The organism is Pseudomonas sp. TCU-HL1, from assembly GCF_001708505.1.
Taxonomy (GTDB): domain Bacteria; phylum Pseudomonadota; class Gammaproteobacteria; order Pseudomonadales; family Pseudomonadaceae; genus Metapseudomonas.
The window spans coordinates 1,530,159-1,545,003 of record NZ_CP015992.1 but is presented as its reverse complement, the minus strand read 5'-3'; the positions used below and the strand labels follow the sequence as shown (position 1 = coordinate 1,545,003).

17 protein-coding genes and 1 pseudogene are annotated in these 14,845 nt (G+C 64.7%); 6 read left to right on the top strand and 12 right to left on the bottom strand.

Annotated elements, in window-relative coordinates; all coding sequences use genetic code 11:
* The gene (locus THL1_RS07170; protein WP_069082615.1) at nt 1-1,050 is read left to right on the top strand and encodes a protein-glutamate methylesterase/protein-glutamine glutaminase; all 1,050 of its coding nucleotides are present in this window, start codon (nt 1-3) and stop codon (nt 1,048-1,050) included.
* A gap of 211 nt (nt 1,051-1,261) precedes the next feature.
* Here the strand turns inward: THL1_RS07170 and dmpG are convergent, their stop codons facing one another.
* From dmpG to THL1_RS07150, 4 genes are read right to left on the bottom strand one after another with little or no spacing between them, the layout of a single operon-like run.
* Nucleotides 1,262-2,296 (bottom strand): 4-hydroxy-2-oxovalerate aldolase, encoded by a 1,035-nt coding sequence (dmpG, locus tag THL1_RS07165; protein WP_069082614.1) that lies wholly within the window; start codon nt 2,294-2,296, stop codon nt 1,262-1,264.
* A 14-nt stretch (nt 2,297-2,310) separates the two neighbouring features.
* A complete protein-coding gene (locus THL1_RS07160; RefSeq protein ID WP_069082613.1) occupies nt 2,311-3,219 on the bottom strand; it encodes an acetaldehyde dehydrogenase (acetylating) in 909 nt (302 codons plus the stop codon).
* Nucleotides 3,220-3,235: 16 nt separating this feature from the next.
* Nucleotides 3,236-4,027, bottom strand: a complete 792-nt coding sequence (locus THL1_RS07155) for a fumarylacetoacetate hydrolase family protein (protein ID WP_069082612.1) — start codon at nt 4,025-4,027, stop codon at nt 3,236-3,238.
* A complete protein-coding gene (locus THL1_RS07150; protein ID WP_069082611.1) occupies nt 4,024-4,851 on the bottom strand; it encodes an alpha/beta fold hydrolase in 828 nt (275 codons plus the stop codon). The genes THL1_RS07155 and THL1_RS07150 overlap by 4 nt, the downstream gene beginning before the upstream one ends.
* Before the next feature lie 205 nt (nt 4,852-5,056).
* On the opposite strand from THL1_RS07150, the gene THL1_RS07145 reads away from it, so the two are divergent.
* Nucleotides 5,057-5,830, top strand: coding sequence for an SDR family oxidoreductase (locus tag THL1_RS07145; protein WP_069082610.1), 774 nt, complete (start codon nt 5,057-5,059; stop codon nt 5,828-5,830).
* A gap of 123 nt (nt 5,831-5,953) precedes the next feature.
* On the opposite strand, the gene THL1_RS07140 is transcribed toward THL1_RS07145, so the two are convergent.
* The 7 genes from THL1_RS07140 to THL1_RS07110 all read right to left on the bottom strand — a co-directional run bounded on the left by THL1_RS07140 (nt 5,954) and on the right by THL1_RS07110 (nt 11,748).
* Nucleotides 5,954-6,412 carry a nuclear transport factor 2 family protein gene (locus THL1_RS07140; protein WP_069082609.1) on the bottom strand — a complete coding sequence of 153 codons (459 nt, stop codon included), beginning with the start codon at nt 6,410-6,412 and terminating at the stop codon, nt 5,954-5,956.
* Complete coding sequence (locus tag THL1_RS07135; protein ID WP_069082608.1) at nt 6,409-6,798, bottom strand: nuclear transport factor 2 family protein; 390 nt, start codon at nt 6,796-6,798, stop codon at nt 6,409-6,411. Before THL1_RS07135 ends, THL1_RS07140 begins: the two co-directional genes overlap by 4 nt.
* A 10-nt stretch (nt 6,799-6,808) precedes the next feature.
* Complete coding sequence (locus tag THL1_RS07130) at nt 6,809-8,011, bottom strand: acetyl-CoA C-acyltransferase (RefSeq protein WP_069082607.1); 1,203 nt, start codon at nt 8,009-8,011, stop codon at nt 6,809-6,811.
* 137 nt (nt 8,012-8,148) lie between these two features.
* Nucleotides 8,149-8,607 (bottom strand): MaoC family dehydratase, encoded by a 459-nt coding sequence (locus THL1_RS07125; RefSeq protein WP_069082606.1) that lies wholly within the window; start codon nt 8,605-8,607, stop codon nt 8,149-8,151.
* 2 nt (nt 8,608-8,609) lie between these two features.
* Nucleotides 8,610-9,392, bottom strand: coding sequence for an SDR family oxidoreductase (locus tag THL1_RS07120; protein ID WP_069082605.1), 783 nt, complete (start codon nt 9,390-9,392; stop codon nt 8,610-8,612).
* A 14-nt stretch (nt 9,393-9,406) separates the two neighbouring features.
* Nucleotides 9,407-10,594, bottom strand: a complete 1,188-nt coding sequence (locus THL1_RS07115) for an acyl-CoA dehydrogenase family protein (RefSeq protein ID WP_069082604.1) — start codon at nt 10,592-10,594, stop codon at nt 9,407-9,409.
* Complete coding sequence (locus THL1_RS07110) at nt 10,591-11,748, bottom strand: acyl-CoA dehydrogenase family protein (protein ID WP_069082603.1); 1,158 nt, start codon at nt 11,746-11,748, stop codon at nt 10,591-10,593. Before THL1_RS07110 ends, THL1_RS07115 begins: the two co-directional genes overlap by 4 nt.
* A gap of 419 nt (nt 11,749-12,167) precedes the next feature.
* Between THL1_RS07110 and THL1_RS07105 the strand changes: the two genes are divergently transcribed.
* Entirely contained in the window at nt 12,168-12,491 is a 324-nt protein-coding gene (locus THL1_RS07105; RefSeq protein WP_069082602.1) for a helix-turn-helix domain-containing protein, read from the top strand.
* Nucleotides 12,491-13,717 (top strand): type II toxin-antitoxin system HipA family toxin, encoded by a 1,227-nt coding sequence (locus THL1_RS07100; RefSeq protein ID WP_069082601.1) that lies wholly within the window; start codon nt 12,491-12,493, stop codon nt 13,715-13,717. Before THL1_RS07105 ends, THL1_RS07100 begins: the two co-directional genes overlap by 1 nt.
* A 56-nt stretch (nt 13,718-13,773) precedes the next feature.
* On the opposite strand, the pseudogene THL1_RS30555 reads toward THL1_RS07100, so the two are convergent.
* Nucleotides 13,774-13,857 (bottom strand): annotated as a pseudogene (locus THL1_RS30555) (hypothetical protein); the annotation flags it as partial.
* A gap of 435 nt (nt 13,858-14,292) precedes the next feature.
* Between THL1_RS30555 and THL1_RS07095 the strand changes: the two are divergent.
* Together THL1_RS07095 and THL1_RS07090 are read left to right on the top strand one after the other, a co-directional pair.
* Nucleotides 14,293-14,547 (top strand): hypothetical protein, encoded by a 255-nt coding sequence (locus tag THL1_RS07095; protein ID WP_069082600.1) that lies wholly within the window; start codon nt 14,293-14,295, stop codon nt 14,545-14,547.
* Complete coding sequence (locus tag THL1_RS07090; protein WP_069082599.1) at nt 14,544-14,795, top strand: hypothetical protein; 252 nt, start codon at nt 14,544-14,546, stop codon at nt 14,793-14,795. The genes THL1_RS07095 and THL1_RS07090 overlap by 4 nt, the downstream gene beginning before the upstream one ends.
* Nucleotides 14,796-14,845: the final 50 nt, after the last annotated feature.

Sequence of the window (14,845 nt, the reverse complement as noted above, 5' to 3'; positions counted from 1 at the left end):
GTGACGATCAAGGTACTGGTGGTCGATGACTCTGCACTGATCCGCAGCCTGCTCAGCGAGATCGTCCGCGCCGACGCCGAACTGCAACTGGTGGGCGTGGCACCCGATGCCTTTGTTGCCCGCGACCTGATCAAGCAACATTCCCCCGACGTCATCACCCTCGACGTGGAAATGCCGCGCATGGATGGCCTGACCTTCCTCGACAAACTGATGAAGGGGCGTCCGACCCCCGTGGTGATGATTTCCTCGCTCACCGAACGCGGCTCCGAGGCCACCCTGCGCGCCCTGGAATTGGGCGCCATCGACTTCGTCGCCAAGCCCAAGCTGGGCATCGCCGAAGGCATGCAGGCCTATGCCGAGGACATCCGCACCAAGCTGAAAGTCGCCGCACGTGCCCGCATGATCCGCCGCACTCAACCCACTGAACGGCCGGTCGAACGCGGCCTGCCCATAGTCGGCACCGAGAAGCTCATCGCCATCGGCGCCTCCACCGGCGGCACCGAAGCCATCAAGGAAGTGCTGCTGGGCCTGCCGGCCGACAGCCCTGGCGTGGTCATCACCCAGCACATGCCGCCCGGTTTCACCCGTTCCTTCGCCGCGCGCCTGGACAAGCTCTGCCGCATCAGCGTCAGCGAAGCCCGCGATGGCGACCGCATCCTCCCCGGCACCGCCCTCCTCGCCCCCGGCGGCCTGCACATGGAAGTCGCACGCTCCGGCGCCAACTACGTCGCCCGCCTGTCCGAGGCACCCCCGGTCAACGGCCACCGCCCGGCCGTGGACGTGATGTTCAACAGCGCCGCCCGCTGCGCCGGCCGCAATCTCATCGCCGCCCTGCTCACCGGCATGGGCAAGGACGGCGCCCGGGGCCTCCTGGAAATCCGCGAAGCCGGCGGCTACACCGTCGCCCAGGACGAGGCCAGCTGCGTGGTGTACGGAATGCCTCGGGAAGCGGCGGAGATTGGCGCGGCGGAGGACGTGTTGGCGCTGGAAGAAATTGCGCCTGCGCTGCTGGCGCAGGCGCGGAGAAGGGGGAGTGGGAATCGGGTGTGAGGGTTCGTACCCTCTCCCCCGGCCCCCGCCCTGCGCCCCAGCCTGATCGCTTCGCGCTCAGTCGCTCATCGGCACCGTAAGCGGTGCTTCCGAAAGCGTGCCTCTTCGCCCCTGAAGAGGAGAGGGGTGACTCGCGCCTGGCACTCACTACCCATCCTGCACGGGCAGCTCCCTCTCCCTTCAGGGAGAGGGTTGGGGAGAGGGAAAACCCTCAAGTCGGCAACACCCCCCGCTGGCGCGCCAGGGTCAGGGCGAGGTCTTCGATCATGTCTTCCTGCCCGCCCACGGTGCCGCGGCGGCCCAGTTCCACCAGCAGTTCACGGGCCTGGATGCCGTACTTCTGCTCGGCGCGCTTGGCGAACAGCAGGAATGAGCTGTACACCCCGGCATAGCCCAAGGTCAGGGCATCGCGGTCGACGCGGATCGGCTGGTCCATCATCGGCACCACCAGGTCTTCGGCCACATCCATGATCCGGTAGAGGTCGATACCGGTGTCCACACCCATGCGTGCCAGCACCGCGACGAACACTTCCAGCGGCGTGTTGCCGGCACCGGCACCCAGCCCCGCCACCGAGCCATCGATGCGCACGGCGCCGGCCTCGATGGCAGCCAGGGAGTTGGCGATGGCCATGCCCATGTTGTGGTGGCCGTGGAAGCCGATCTCGGTGTTCGCATTCAGTCCAGCACGCAGCACGCCGATTTTCTCGGTCACCTCGTCCGGCAGCATGTAGCCCGCCGAGTCGGTGCAGTAGATGCAGTTGGCGCCGTAGCTTTCCATCAGCCTGGCCTGATCCAGCAGTTTTTCCGCGCTGACCCTATGCGCCATCATCAGGAAGCCGACGGTGTCCAGGCCCATCTTCGCCGCCATGCCGATGTGCTGGCCGGAGACGTCCGCCTCGGTGCAGTGGGTGGCGACGCGAATGGTGGAAACGCCGAAATCATGGGCCATCTTCAGGTGGTCGATGGTGCCGATGCCCGGCAGCAGCAGGGCCGAGACCTTGGCCTGCTTGAGCTTGGGGATGACCGCGTCGAAGTACTCCTCGTCCGAGTGGGCCGGGAAGCCGTAGTTCAGCGAGCTGCCACCCAGGCCATCGCCGTGGGTGATCTCGATCAGCGGCACGCCGGCGGCGTCGAGCCCGGTGGCCACCGCGACCATCTCGTCGAGGCTGATCTGGTGGCGCTTGGCATGCATGCCATCGCGCAGGCTCATGTCGTGCAGGCGCACGCGCTTGCCTTGCAGGTTCATGTGGGTATCTCCAATCAGCGAGTGGGCAATTGCAGAGCGCCCTTGTGGGCCTCTTCGGCGAACATCTCGGCGGTGCGCAGGCCGGCGGCAGTCATGATGTCCAGATTGCCGGCGGACTTGGGCAGGAAGTCCCCCAGCCCTTCCACTTCGATGAAGATCGACACCTTGCGGCCATCGAACACCGGGCCGTTGATCAGCTTGTAGCCGGGCACGTAGCGCTGTACTTCCTTGACCATGTGCAGCACCGAGGCACGGATTTCCGCCTGGTCGGGCTCGCCTTCGGTGAGGCAGTGGATGGTGTCGCGCATCATCAGCGGCGGCTCGGCCGGGTTGATCACGATGATGGCCTTGCCGCGCCTGGCGCCGCCGATCTTCTCCACGGCACCGGCGGTGGTGCGGGTGAACTCGTCGATGTTCTGCCGGGTGCCCGGCCCCACGGAGCGGGAGGACACGGTGGCGACGATCTCGCCGTACTCCACCGGCTGCACGCGGGATACCGCCGCCACCATGGGGATGGTGGCCTGGCCGCCGCAGGTGACCATGTTGACATTCAGCGCCAGCTTTTCCGCATGCTCCTTGAGGTTCACCGGCGGTACGCAATACGGACCGATGGCCGCCGGGGTGAGGTCGATCATGATCACGCCCAGCTCATTGAGCTTGCGGCTGTTCTCGGCGTGCACATAGGCCGAGGTGGCATCGAAGGCGATGCGGATATCGTCGTCCAGCACATGGGGCAGCAGACCGTCGACGCCCTCTGCGGTGGTCTTCAGGCCGAATTCGGCGGCTCGTTTCAGGCCTTCGGAGGTTGGGTCCACGCCCACCATCCACACCGGTTCGATCCATTCGGAGCGGCGCATCTTGATCAACAGGTCGGTGCCGATATTGCCCGGCCCGATAATGGCCGCCTTGAGTTTCTTGCTCATGTTCTTTCCCCCGGAGTCAGTCGCGGAAGGACACCCGGGCACTGCCCAGGCCGTCGATGGTCAGTTCGAAATGGTCGCCGGCACGCGCCGGCTCCAGCGGAACCAGGGAACCGGAGAGGATGATCTCCCCGGCCTTGAACGGGATGCCGAAGGCCCCCAGGGTATTGGCCAGCCAGGCCACCGCCGTCAGCGGGTTGCCCTGTACCGCCGAGCCCAGGCCCTGGCTGATCTGCGTGCCGTTCTTGAACACCGTCATGCGCAGGTTGGGCAGGTCCAGTTCGCGCGGGTCCACCTGCTCGCGGCCAAGCACGAAGACACCGCAGGAGGCGTTGTCGGCCACGGTGTCCTGGATGCGGATCTTCCAGTCGTGGATGCGCGAATCGACGATCTCGAAGCAGGGCATCACGTATTCGGTGGCGTCGAGCACGTCCTGTTCGGTAACCCCGGGGCCGATCAGGTCGCGCTTGAGCTTGAAGGCGATCTCACCCTCGGCGCGGGGCTGGATCAGGCGGGTTCCGGAGATGGAAATCTCGTCGCCGTCGTCGAACCACATGTCACGGGTGATGAAGCCGAAATCCGGTTGGTGCACGTTGAGCATGCGCTGCACGGCTTCGGAGGTGACGCCGATCTTCTTGCCGACGATGGCATCGCCCGCTGCCACGCGGCGCTCGATGGCGTACAGGGAAATGCGGTAGGCGTCGTCGATGGTTATCTCTGGCCAGCGCTCGGTCAGCGGCGCCAGGGTGCGGCCGGCGAGCAGCGCCTGATAGAGCTCTTCGCCAAACTCGCGTTGCCGGACTTCGCTCATGGCCGGCCCTCCGCGAAAAACTCCAGGCAGGTGCGATTGAACAGCTCGCGGTGCTCCACCATCACCCAGTGCCCGCACTCGCTGAGCATCACGAAACGGATATTGCGGCAGGCTTCCAGCAGGGTCTGCGCGCCGGAGGACGGGCAGAACTTGTCGTTCATGCCCCAGAAACCAAGGATCGGGCAGGCCAGTTCGGACAGGCGCGTCGTCATGTTCGGCACCTGCATGGTGCTCAGTACGCAACGCGGTTGCTGCTGAACGACAGCGACCCGTTCGTTGACCGTTTCGTCGCTGATCAGCGAGGCGTCGTAGAGCTGCAGGGACAGCAGGCGGCGCATGCCTTTGGCGTCGTTCAGCTCGCCATTGGCGAAGGCGGCGCCCATCTTCTGGATGCCTTCCATCTGCAGGTAGTACTGCTCCTTCTCCATCAGCCCGCCGGGGGCCATCAGCACCAGGCGACTGACCCGGCGCGGGGCGTCCAGCGCCAGCTTGATGGCGATGGCACCGCCCAGGGAGTTGCCCACCAGCGCGCAGCGCTGGATATCCAGGGCGTCCAGCAAGCCGCTCAGGGCAGCGACGAAGAAGTCCAGGCTGTAGGTGGTTTCCGGTTTGTCGGAAGCGCCGTAGCCGGGCAGGTCAGGGACGATAACCCGGTAGCCGGCATCGGCGAACACCCGGTAGTTCTGCTTGAAATTGCTATGGCCGCTGGCGCCGGGGCCGCTGCCATGGATGAACACCACCGGCTCGCCCTCTCCCGCCTCGATGTAATGCAGTCGCAGGCCATCGGGCAGCGTGACGAAACGCCCTGGCAATCGCGCGTCCATGGGACACTCCTCGGCTTGTTGTTGTGCCGGGATTATTCGGCGCGCTCCGGTGGGCAACATCGTCCGAGAGGACTAGCAGGGGTGTTCGGAATTCAGGCGCGGGCCCCTGTAGGCCCCAACAGCAGATTCCCTAGTCCTCCCGGACGTAGGCGGCCCGCCCTGCTCGCCCTAGCCTCTGCCCATCGACATTTCAGAGGACGCGACCATGGGCGATGCATTGGATTTCAGCGGCAAGGTGGTGCTGGTAACCGGCGGCGGCAAGGGCGTGGGCCGGGGTATCAGCCTGCGGTTCCTGGAACGCGGCGCCGAGGTGGTGATCTGCGGGCGCCAGGCGCCAGAATGCCTGCCTGAGCACGCCGGCCGCAGCGCCCACTTCCTGCCCTGTGACGTGCGCGACATCGAGCAGCTTCAACAGTTGGTGGATGCCATCGTCGACCGCTTCGGCCGTCTCGACGTGCTGGTGAACAATGCCGGCGGCGCGCCCCATGCCGAGGCCGCCACGGCGTCGCCGCGCTTCTCCGAATCCATCATTCGCCTCAACCTGCTGGCGCCGCTCAACCTCTGCCAGCTCGCCAACCGGGTGATGCAGGCACAGCCCGGCGGCGGCGCCATCGTCAACATTTGCAGCGTCAGCGCCACCCGCCCCTCCCCCGGCACCGCCGCCTATGGCGCGGCCAAGGCCGGGCTGCTCAACCTCACCCGTTCGCTGGCCGTGGAATGGGCGCCGAAGGTGCGGGTGAATGCCATAACGGCGGGGCTGATCCTCACCGAGCAGGCCGAGCTGCATTACGGTGATGCCGAGGGCGTGGCGCGGGTCGCGGCGGGGATTCCGCTGCAACGCATGGCCAGCCCGGAGGACATTGGCGATGCGTGCCTGTACCTCGCATCAAAGCTGGCCAGCTATGTGAGCGGCGCGGATATCTGCGTGCATGGCGGCGGGGAGAAGCCGGCGTTTCTGGAGCAGGCGGGCGCAAACTGATAGCGCCGCCCCTCTCCCCCGTCCCCTCTCCCTGAAGAGGAGAGGGGTGACTCGCGCCTGGCACTCTTCGGTTTGCCGGACACGCAGCGTTTGTCTGGGGCACGAATAAGCTCCCCTCTCCCTTCAGGGAGAGGGGCAGGGGGAGAGGGAACTCCCCTCCACCATGGAATGCGCCCTGAACACCGTCTCGACGATCTTCCACTGCCCATTGATGCAGCGATAGCGATCCCGGTAAACCCCACCCAGTTGCCGGGTGGCGCCGGTTTCGGCGTCGAGGTTGAAGTAGTAGAGCGCCCAGCGCCCCACCGCTTCATCTGCGCCCAGCAGCTCGATCTCCGGGTTGGCGCCGTGGTGCAGGTCGATCACCCGTTCGTTGCAGGCCATCTCACGATAGAGCGCGACAAAGCTGTCGCGCTCCCGGAAGCGGCCCACCGGGCCGTAATCGATGGCAATCGGCCCCTCGGCAAAGCAGTCGCGGATCGTCTCCACTTCCTTCAGATCGCAGGCATTGAAGTAGCGATGCTTGAGCACGCGTATCGCCTCCAGCGACTCCAATCGGGCTAGGCGCCGCTCGGGGCTCATGACGCGTCCCTTGGCACAAGGTTGGCTTCGCCCCAGAAGGCCTTCATGGAGCGAATGCGACCTTCGGCATCGAACTCCATCACGTCGATCACCTGGATCGAGCAGGCGCGACCGTTCCAGTCGACGTCCACGCAGAACGGCACCGCGCCGCTGCCCGCGTGGCTGGCCGATACCGGTCCGGTGCGGCGCGCGCGCGCGTTGGCGCGGCCCAGGCCCTCGCGGTAGAAGCGGTCGATGGCTTCGATGCCGACATGGGGCGGGCTGCCCACCGGGTCTTCCACAGTGGCATCGGCGGCGTAGAGCGCGACGATGCCATCGATATCGCAAGCGTCCACCAGCTCGATGTAGCGGACCATGGTTTCCTGTACCTGTTGCGGACTGATCATCAGATGCTCCTCAGAGGGTTTCGAACAGGGCAGCGGCACCCATGCCGCCACCGATGCACATGCTCACCACCACGTAGCGCACACCCCGGCGCTTACCCTCGATCAACGCATGGCCGACCATGCGCGCGCCGGACATGCCGAACGGATGGCCGATGGCGATGGCGCCGCCGTTGACGTTCAGGCGTTCGTCCGGAATCCCTAAGGTGTCGCGGCAATGGAGGACCTGGCAGGCGAATGCCTCGTTCAGTTCCCACAGGCCGATGTGATCCATCGTCAGGCCGTGACGCTTGAGCAGCTTGGGAATGGCGAAGACCGGGCCGATGCCCATCTCGTCGGCGTCGCAGCCGGCCACGGCCAGGCCGCGATAAACGCCCAGGGGCTCAAGGCTACGACGCTCGGCCTCGCGCGCGCTCATCAGCACCGAGGCGCTGGCGCCGTCGGAAAGCTGCGAGGCGTTGCCGGCGGTGATGAAGCGCCCGGCACCGGTCCATTGGCCGCCCTGCCACACGGGCTCCAGCGCGCGCAGACTTTCACGGGTGGTGTCGGCGCGGTTGCATTCGTCGCGAGTGAGGGGCACGGATTCATGGCGGCTCTCGCCGGTGGCCTTGTCCGTCACCAGCTTGCGTACGGTCAGTGGCGCCAGCTCGGCGTCGAAGAGTCCGGCGCTCTGGGCCAGGGCGGTGCGCATCTGGCTCTGGTAGCTGTATTCGTCCTGGGCCTCGCGGGAGATGCCATAGCGCTCGGCGACAATCTCTGCGGTCTCGATCATCGGGATATAGGCGCGTGGGTCCTGCGCCAGCACCGCTTCAGACTGGTTGCGGTAGCTGTTCTTGTGCTTGTTCTGCACCAGGGAGATGGACTCCAGACCGCCCGCGATGGCGATGTCGATCTCGTCACACATGATGCTCTTGGCCGCCAGGGCGATGCTCATCAGGCCCGAGGAGCACTGCCGTTCCAGCGCCATGCCGGACACGCTGGAGGGCAGCCCGGCGGCCATCGCGCAGAGACGGCCGAGGTTGTAGGCCTGGGTGCCCTGCTGGGCGGCGGCGCCCATGATCACATCATCCACCTCGCCCGGCTCCACGCCGGCACGGCGTAGCGCCTCACGCACCACGTGACCGCCCATCAGCGGCGCCTCGGTGTCGTTGAAGGCACCGCGGAAGGCCTTGCCGATAGGGGTGCGGGCGGTGGAGACGATTACGGCTTCTTTCATTGGGTTACTCCAGAATTGTTCAGTTCCTGTAGGGGCGAATTCATTCGCCAAGGGCAGCGCAGCTGCCTCCAATAGGCTTGCAGGGCAGACCTTCGGCCTGCTTGGCGAATGAATTCGCCCCTACAAGGAAATCGCCCTCACACGGGGTAGTAACGGCTGATGGTGTCCACCACACAGCCCGGCCGATCCTCACCCTCGATCTCCACACTGACGCGGAGGGTGGCCTGGATGCCGCCCTTCACGTCCTCGGCGGCGATGAGCTGCGCGCTGCCGCGCACGCGGCTGCCGGCGCGGACCACGTTGGGAAAGCGCACCTTTTCGCAGCCGTAGTTCACCCCCATGGAGATGCCGCGTACCTCGACTATCTGCGGCAGGAAGAGGTTGACCAGGGCGAGGGTCAGGTAGCCGTGGGCGATGCAGGCACCAAATGGGCCGCTGGCGGCACGCGCCGGCTCGACGTGAATCCACTGGTGGTCGCCGGTGGCTTCGGCGAACTGGTCGATGCGCGATTGCTCGACGCTGATCCAGTCACTCCGGCCCAGGTGTTCACCGACCCGCTCCAGCAAGGCGGCCGGGGTTTCGAAGATCGCCGTCATGCTCAGGCCCTCTGGCTGGAAACCGACAGCACTTCGCCGGTCATGTAGGAGCTGTAGTCGCTGGCCAGGAACATCATCACGTTGGCCACTTCCCAGACTTCCGCAGCGCGGCCGAAGGCCTCGCGGGAGGCGAGCTGGTCCAACAACTCCTTGGGTGCCGATTTCTTCAGGAAGTCATGCAGGGCGATGCTCGGGCTGACGGCGTTGATGCGGATGCCGTGCTCGGCCGCTTCCACCGCAGCACAACGGGTCAGGGCCATCACGCCGGCCTTGGCCGCGGCGTAGTGGCTCTGTTCCTTCTGCGCGCGCCAGCCGAGTACGGAGGCGTTGTTGACGATCACGCCGCGTTGGCGCTCGATCATTTTCGGAAGCATGGCGCGGGTCATGCGCATGGTGCCGGTGAGGGTCACGTCGAGGACGCGATTCCATTCCTCGTCGCTCATCTCCACCAGCAGGCGCGAGCCGCCCAGGCCCGCGTTGTTGATCAGTACATCGACGCCGTCCAGTTCGCGCTCGGCGGCCACCACCAGGGCCTGCACCTGCTCCTCAATGGTGACGTTGCAGACCTGGCCATGGATCTGGTCGAGGCCAGTGGCCTCGCGGATCTTCGTAACGGCTTCCTGCAGGCGGCCTTCATGAAGGTCGCTGATCATCAGCGCGCGGCAGCCTTCCTCGGCGGCGCGCAGGGCGGTGGAAAAGCCGATGCCGGCACCGGCGGCGGCGGTAATCAGCACCGACTTGCCGCGCAGCAGGCCGTGGCCGGGAACGTAGGTGGGAATGCTCATGCAAGGTCCTCGGATCAGGCGCGCACGCGCGGCTCGCGGGGCATGCCCAGCGCGCGTTCGGCAATGATGTTGCGTTGGATTTCGTTGGTGCCGCCGTAGATGGAATCGGAGCGGCTGAAAAGGAACATCGACTGCAGGCGGCCCAGTTCATACGGCCCGCCCTCCAGCAGTTCGGCATCCGGGCCGAGCACGTCCATGGCCAGCTTGCCCAGTTCGACGTGCCAGTTGGCCCAGCACAGCTTGTAGATCATCGCTTCGCGGCGAAGCGAGCCGTCCTGGGTCCCGGAGAGCATGCGCAGGGAGTTGTAGCGCAGGACGCGCAATCCGCCCCAGGCTTCGGCGATTCGCTGGCGCAGCAAGGGGTCGCGGGCAGCACCATTGCTACGGGCAATGCGGATGATCTCGTCCAGCTCGTTCTGGAACAGCATCTGCTGGCCGAGGGTGGACACACCGCGCTCGAAACCGAGCAGCGCCATGGCGATCTTCCAGCCATCGCCCGGCGCGCCAAGGATGTTGTCGGCATCAGTCACGGCGTCGTCGAAGAACACCTCATTGAACTCGGAGGTACCGGTGAGCTGCTCGATGGGCCGGACGGTGACGCCCGGCTGATTCATTGGCACCAGCAGGAACGACAGCCCCTGGTGGCCCACGCTGCCCGCTTCGGTGCGGGCGATGACGAAGCACCATTGCGATTCATGGGCCAGCGAAGTCCAGACCTTCTGCCCACTGATGCGCCACTGGCCGTTCTCCAGCACAGCGCGGGTCTTCACGTTGGCCAGGTCAGAGCCAGCCCCCGGTTCGGAGTAGCCCTGACACCAGAATTCAGTGCCCGCGACTATGCCCGGCAGCAGGCGGCGCTTCTGCTCTTCCGTGCCGAAGGCAGCGATAGTCGGGCCGGCCAGGCCTTCGCCGATGTGGCCCATGCGGCCGGGGCCGCCGACGCGGGCGTATTCCTCGTGAAAGATCACCTGCTGGCTGATGGACAGGCCGCGCCCGCCGTGCTCCGGCGCCCAGCCCACGCAGGTCCAGCCGCCTGCGGCCAGCTTGCGTTCCCAGGCCTTGCGCTCCTCGGGGAAGCTGTGCTCGTCCCCCGGACCGCCGCGAAAGCGCAGCACTTCGAATTCGCCGCACAGGTTGTCCGCCAGCCAGCCGGCGACCTCGCGACGGAACGCTTCGTCCGCCGCACTGAAACTGATCTTCATGCGTATTCCCCCAGAAGCGCCACGGCGATGCGCTCGCGGTGCCAGGACGGCGCGCCGAACAGGGCCTCGCTGGCCCGTGCGCGCTTGAAGTAGAGGTGCGGGTCGTATTCCCAGGTAAACCCCACGCCGCCATGCAGCTGGATGGACTCCGCCGCGCAATGGAAGAAGGCCTCCGAGCAACGCGACTTGGCGAGGGCAGAGGCCAGGGGCAGTTCGGCGGCGACAGCCGCATCGCCGCTGGGCACCAGGACCTCTTCGGCCACGCAAGCGGCGTAGTACGCCGCCGAACGCGCGCACTCCACCTCCAGCATCATGTCGGCGGCGCGGTGCTTGATGGCCTGGAAGCTGGCGATGGCGCGACCGAACTGCTGCCGTTCGGCGGTGTAGGCCAGGGTCAGGTCCAGGGCCTGCTGGGCGCCTCCGGTCTGCTCGGCGGCCTGGGCCACGCAGGCCAGTTGCAGGACTTTCTCCAACAACTCGCCGCCCTGCCCTGGCGCTCCCAGACGGGCATCAGTACCGACGTAAACATGGTTGAGTTCGACCTCGGCCAGCTTGCGCGTCTGGTCCAGCGTCGGAACCAGCCTGCGGCTGATGCCGGGGGTCTCGGCCGGAATGGCGAACAGGCCGATGCCCTCGCTACCGCGAGCCGCCACGATCAGCAAGCCGGCGCTATGGCCGTCCACCACCTGGCGCAGGCTGCCGTCGAGTATGAAACCCTCACCCTCTTCCTTCACGCAGGCCTGCACGGCGTCCAGGCCAGTTCGGTTGTTGCTGGCGTAGGCAAGGGTGGCGGTCAGGCTGCCTTCGGCCAGTTGCGGTAGCCAGCGGGACTTCTGTGCGTCGCTCCCGCCCAGCAGCAGCGCGGGAGTCGCCAGGCAAGCGCTGGCGAAGAAGGGCGAACAGAACAGTCGCCGGCCCATCTGCTCCAGCAGGATCGCCAGTTCGACGAAGCCCAGGCCAAGGCCGCCGTATTGCTCGGGGATGTGGATGGCCGGCCAGACCATCTCGCCGCACAGGCGCTGCCAGAGTTCGGGGTCATGGCCCAACTCGGTGGCCATGGCCGCACGCACGGCGGCGGAATGGGAAACATCCGCGAGAAAGCTCTCGGCGGACTCGCGGATCATCTCCTGCTCATCGCTGAACGCGAATTCCATAAGGCTGCCTTCTGGTGATTCTTGGGCTGAGGCAGAGTCTGGCGGCTTGGCGGCAGCGGGGAATCGTCCGGATGGACGACGGAGAATCAGGGAAGGGGGCCGGTGTTGGTGAGAGGGGGGTGTTCACGTACGGTCGGAACCGCGTGGGTTGGGGGCGGACGGCGCTTCGCGAATAACTCGAAACCCAACGGGGCCATGCAGGAGATGGAGGCCTGGTGGTCTGTTTGGCGGGCATGCGCCTAGGCGAGGCATTTAAACGACGTGCGGAGAAATGGATTGGCACGAAATTAAAGTGCCACTGAACTGCATCTTATGACCTATAAGAGATCATCCAGCAAACATAATACGCTTTTCATCTAGCCATTAATGTGTACTAAATGACATCTTATGAAGCATAGGATGTCCCCTGGTGAAACCTTATGAAAGACTACTTTCCCGTACAAAGCGCATCCCTGCTGTACCGCGTAGCCCTACTGGTGAAAGAGGCGCGCCTGCGCATGGGGATACGACAGGCTGACCTTGCAGAACAAGCCGGGATCTCCCTTCGTGCGATTCGGCATATCGAGGCTGGGAAAGCGGAGGGCGTTTCATTACGCGATTTCATGCTGGCGCTGTTTACCGTAGGGATTTCTGACAGGGTGTTCCAAGCACTGCTGGATGACCCCGCATTCGATGCCGATTTTCTGGAAACCAATACCAACAAGCGTGTACGACTACCGCGTAGCAATGCAGAGGACTTCTGATGCCCAGTGCCTACATCTACATGGAGTGCCCGATCACGGGCGCGACAGTGACCTTAGGCAGGCTTACCTTGGAGGGTGGCGTCGGCACATTCCTCTATGCGCCGGAGGCAGTTGAGGGCAAGTACTGGGTGCCGGACCCGATTCGGTTCCCGCTGTCCAGTCGCCCGATTACCGTGCTCAAGAATGGCGGTGTGCCCGGATTCATCGACGATGCGATGCCTGACGGTTGGGGGGAGCGGTTGTTACGGCGCACCCGGATGGGCGCGCTCGATCCGATTCAACTCCTGCTGTTGTCACCGAACGAGGATCGTGCAGGAAACATCATGGCCGGCGAGCAGCGTACGCCCAGGCCGGGTGTAGGCGAGAAGCCCATGAAAATGCTCGACGCCAAGGGGCTCGACCAATTCATAGACGTCTGCGCGGCGATCTATGACAGCCAGCTGACCCATGAACAGCTGGAGGCGTTGAAAATACGGGATCAGCGCTCGGCAGTCGGTGGCGCCAGGCCGAAGCGCACATACCGTTTCGACCATAGGCTGATTTTGGCCAAGCCGCGCGATAAGTTCGATCACTACGACCTGCCGGCATTCGAGTACGCCTGCATGACGTTTGCGGCTCACAAGGGAATGAACGTTGCCCGTACAGCCTTACATCGCAGCGAGAGAGGCAACACGCTCCTGGTCGAGCGATTTGACCGGAAGTGGTCTGCGGATCAGAAGAAATTTCACCGTATCCCAATGATGAGCGGTTTGACCCTGCTTGATGCCGACTGGCGTGTGCAAACCAATAAGGGATGGATTTATGCCGCGCTGGCCGATGAGCTGTACCGCAGAGGTGCGCCAGATGCTGATCGGCAAGAGCTCTATCGGCGAATGGCGTACAACGCCCTGGTGGGTAACAGTGATGATCATCCCCGCAACCACGCGGTGATCTGGCAGGACGGAGTTTGGCGGCTCTCGCCCATGTACGACGTACTTCCAGTGTTGGGAGAGGGCCCAGCGCAGGGGCTTGCGATGGATGTTGGAATGAAAGGGCCCCTGTTGAGCCGAGCCAACCTGTTGAGTCACCACCAGCACTTTGCGCTGTCCCAGGAGGAGGCGGCGGATATTCTGGATGAGGTCGCAGCCTGGGAACCGGAATTGAAAGACCACTATGCGCAGCACTTGGCTGGAGCCGAGCTGGATGCCGCAGTGGACGCAACCAGCGGAAAGAAGCTGCTGACCTAAGCACTGAGCTGGGCGATCTGAAATGGCATCGCTGCGCAACTTGTGGCGGCTCTTGTGTGGCTATCGGCCACGTAATCATCCAGGCTCTCGGGCAGTAGCTTGCTTTGGCCTCGACATTCGCCCTGGATGAAACGCTTCATGGACTGCCCCCGCTATGAAACCTGCCGGCAGCAAAGCAAGGGCGATGGCCACGCCGCCCACACTGCCACTTCCTACAGCATTTTCTGACGCGTTTTTCTGCGCCCTACAGATAATTTTCCCACAGCCCGTTAGCCTTGAGGCCCTACACGCGCCCTGGCTAGGCCCCCCCCCGTCACGGTCAATCCCGTGGCCGGGTTTGACAGCTCGTAGTCCAGGCGCGATTGCGCCGCAAGGTGCATGCGAAGAACGGCGGACGTTTTTTGCAGGCCCTGGTACGCATGCAGTTTTTAACTGCACTGCCCTATGGCAGATCGCGTGGGGAGATCCTCGCGATCTGCCGGTCTCTGGACCCGGTCTGTCAACCCCGCGCGGTCTGCCGCCCTTCGAATGACAGCGAATGGCGGTAGCTCCTTAACTTGTCCAGGAGTACCTCCATGCACGACGCATACACCCCTCTCGTTTTCTACCGCCATTCCCTCCGCCTGCGCGCCCTGATGGTCGACAACCAGCCCTGGTTCGTCACCCATGACTTCGCCCGATTGATCGGCCATCCCGACGCGGCGCCGTGTCGTGACGTCGTGAGCTACGAGGGTCGGCGGATTGGTGTGGTGCGCTGGCAGGGTGAGGTCTGGGTGGCCTGGCGGGATTTGCCGGCCTTCATGACTTCGGGCAAGGAGGTGTCGGCATGAGCATCGACTTAGAGGAGCGTCGGCTGCGGGGGCTGGTGGACCGCCTGGATTCGCGGCTGCACACGGTGCAGATGCTTGCCGAGATCGCCCTGGACAACGCGGCGCTACGGGAGGGGATTCCCGGGCCCTATCTGGACAACATCAAGGAAAGCGCGCTGGTGGATGCGTTGATTCATCTGTCCCGCAGCAACCTCGAAGACTTCTGGCAGTTGGTGAAGATGGAGGAGTTGCCGTTGGGCGTGAGGTGATTTGAGGTGTGGGTTGGCCCCTCTTCCGGGTTTGGAGAGGGGCCTATTTG

What these genes read in the sequence shown, in the direction of transcription:
- dmpG (WP_069082614.1), bottom strand. Translation starts at nt 2,296, where the DNA reads ATGAACCTGCAAGGCAAGCGCGTGCGCCTGCACGACATGAGCCTGCGC.
- THL1_RS07160 (WP_069082613.1), bottom strand. Translation starts at nt 3,219, where the DNA reads ATGAGCAAGAAACTCAAGGCGGCCATTATCGGGCCGGGCAATATCGGC.
- THL1_RS07155 (WP_069082612.1), bottom strand. Translation starts at nt 4,027, where the DNA reads ATGAGCGAAGTCCGGCAACGCGAGTTTGGCGAAGAGCTCTATCAGGCG.
- THL1_RS07150 (WP_069082611.1), bottom strand. Translation starts at nt 4,851, where the DNA reads ATGGACGCGCGATTGCCAGGGCGTTTCGTCACGCTGCCCGATGGCCTG.
- THL1_RS07145 (WP_069082610.1), top strand. Translation starts at nt 5,057, where the DNA reads ATGGGCGATGCATTGGATTTCAGCGGCAAGGTGGTGCTGGTAACCGGC.
- THL1_RS07140 (WP_069082609.1), bottom strand. Translation starts at nt 6,412, where the DNA reads ATGAGCCCCGAGCGGCGCCTAGCCCGATTGGAGTCGCTGGAGGCGATA.
- THL1_RS07135 (WP_069082608.1), bottom strand. Translation starts at nt 6,798, where the DNA reads ATGATCAGTCCGCAACAGGTACAGGAAACCATGGTCCGCTACATCGAG.
- THL1_RS07130 (WP_069082607.1), bottom strand. Translation starts at nt 8,011, where the DNA reads ATGAAAGAAGCCGTAATCGTCTCCACCGCCCGCACCCCTATCGGCAAG.
- THL1_RS07125 (WP_069082606.1), bottom strand. Translation starts at nt 8,607, where the DNA reads ATGACGGCGATCTTCGAAACCCCGGCCGCCTTGCTGGAGCGGGTCGGT.
- THL1_RS07120 (WP_069082605.1), bottom strand. Translation starts at nt 9,392, where the DNA reads ATGAGCATTCCCACCTACGTTCCCGGCCACGGCCTGCTGCGCGGCAAG.
- THL1_RS07115 (WP_069082604.1), bottom strand. Translation starts at nt 10,594, where the DNA reads ATGAAGATCAGTTTCAGTGCGGCGGACGAAGCGTTCCGTCGCGAGGTC.
- THL1_RS07110 (WP_069082603.1), bottom strand. Translation starts at nt 11,748, where the DNA reads ATGGAATTCGCGTTCAGCGATGAGCAGGAGATGATCCGCGAGTCCGCC.
- THL1_RS07105 (WP_069082602.1), top strand. Translation starts at nt 12,168, where the DNA reads ATGAAAGACTACTTTCCCGTACAAAGCGCATCCCTGCTGTACCGCGTA.
- THL1_RS07100 (WP_069082601.1), top strand. Translation starts at nt 12,491, where the DNA reads ATGCCCAGTGCCTACATCTACATGGAGTGCCCGATCACGGGCGCGACA.
- THL1_RS07095 (WP_069082600.1), top strand. Translation starts at nt 14,293, where the DNA reads ATGCACGACGCATACACCCCTCTCGTTTTCTACCGCCATTCCCTCCGC.
- THL1_RS07090 (WP_069082599.1), top strand. Translation starts at nt 14,544, where the DNA reads ATGAGCATCGACTTAGAGGAGCGTCGGCTGCGGGGGCTGGTGGACCGC.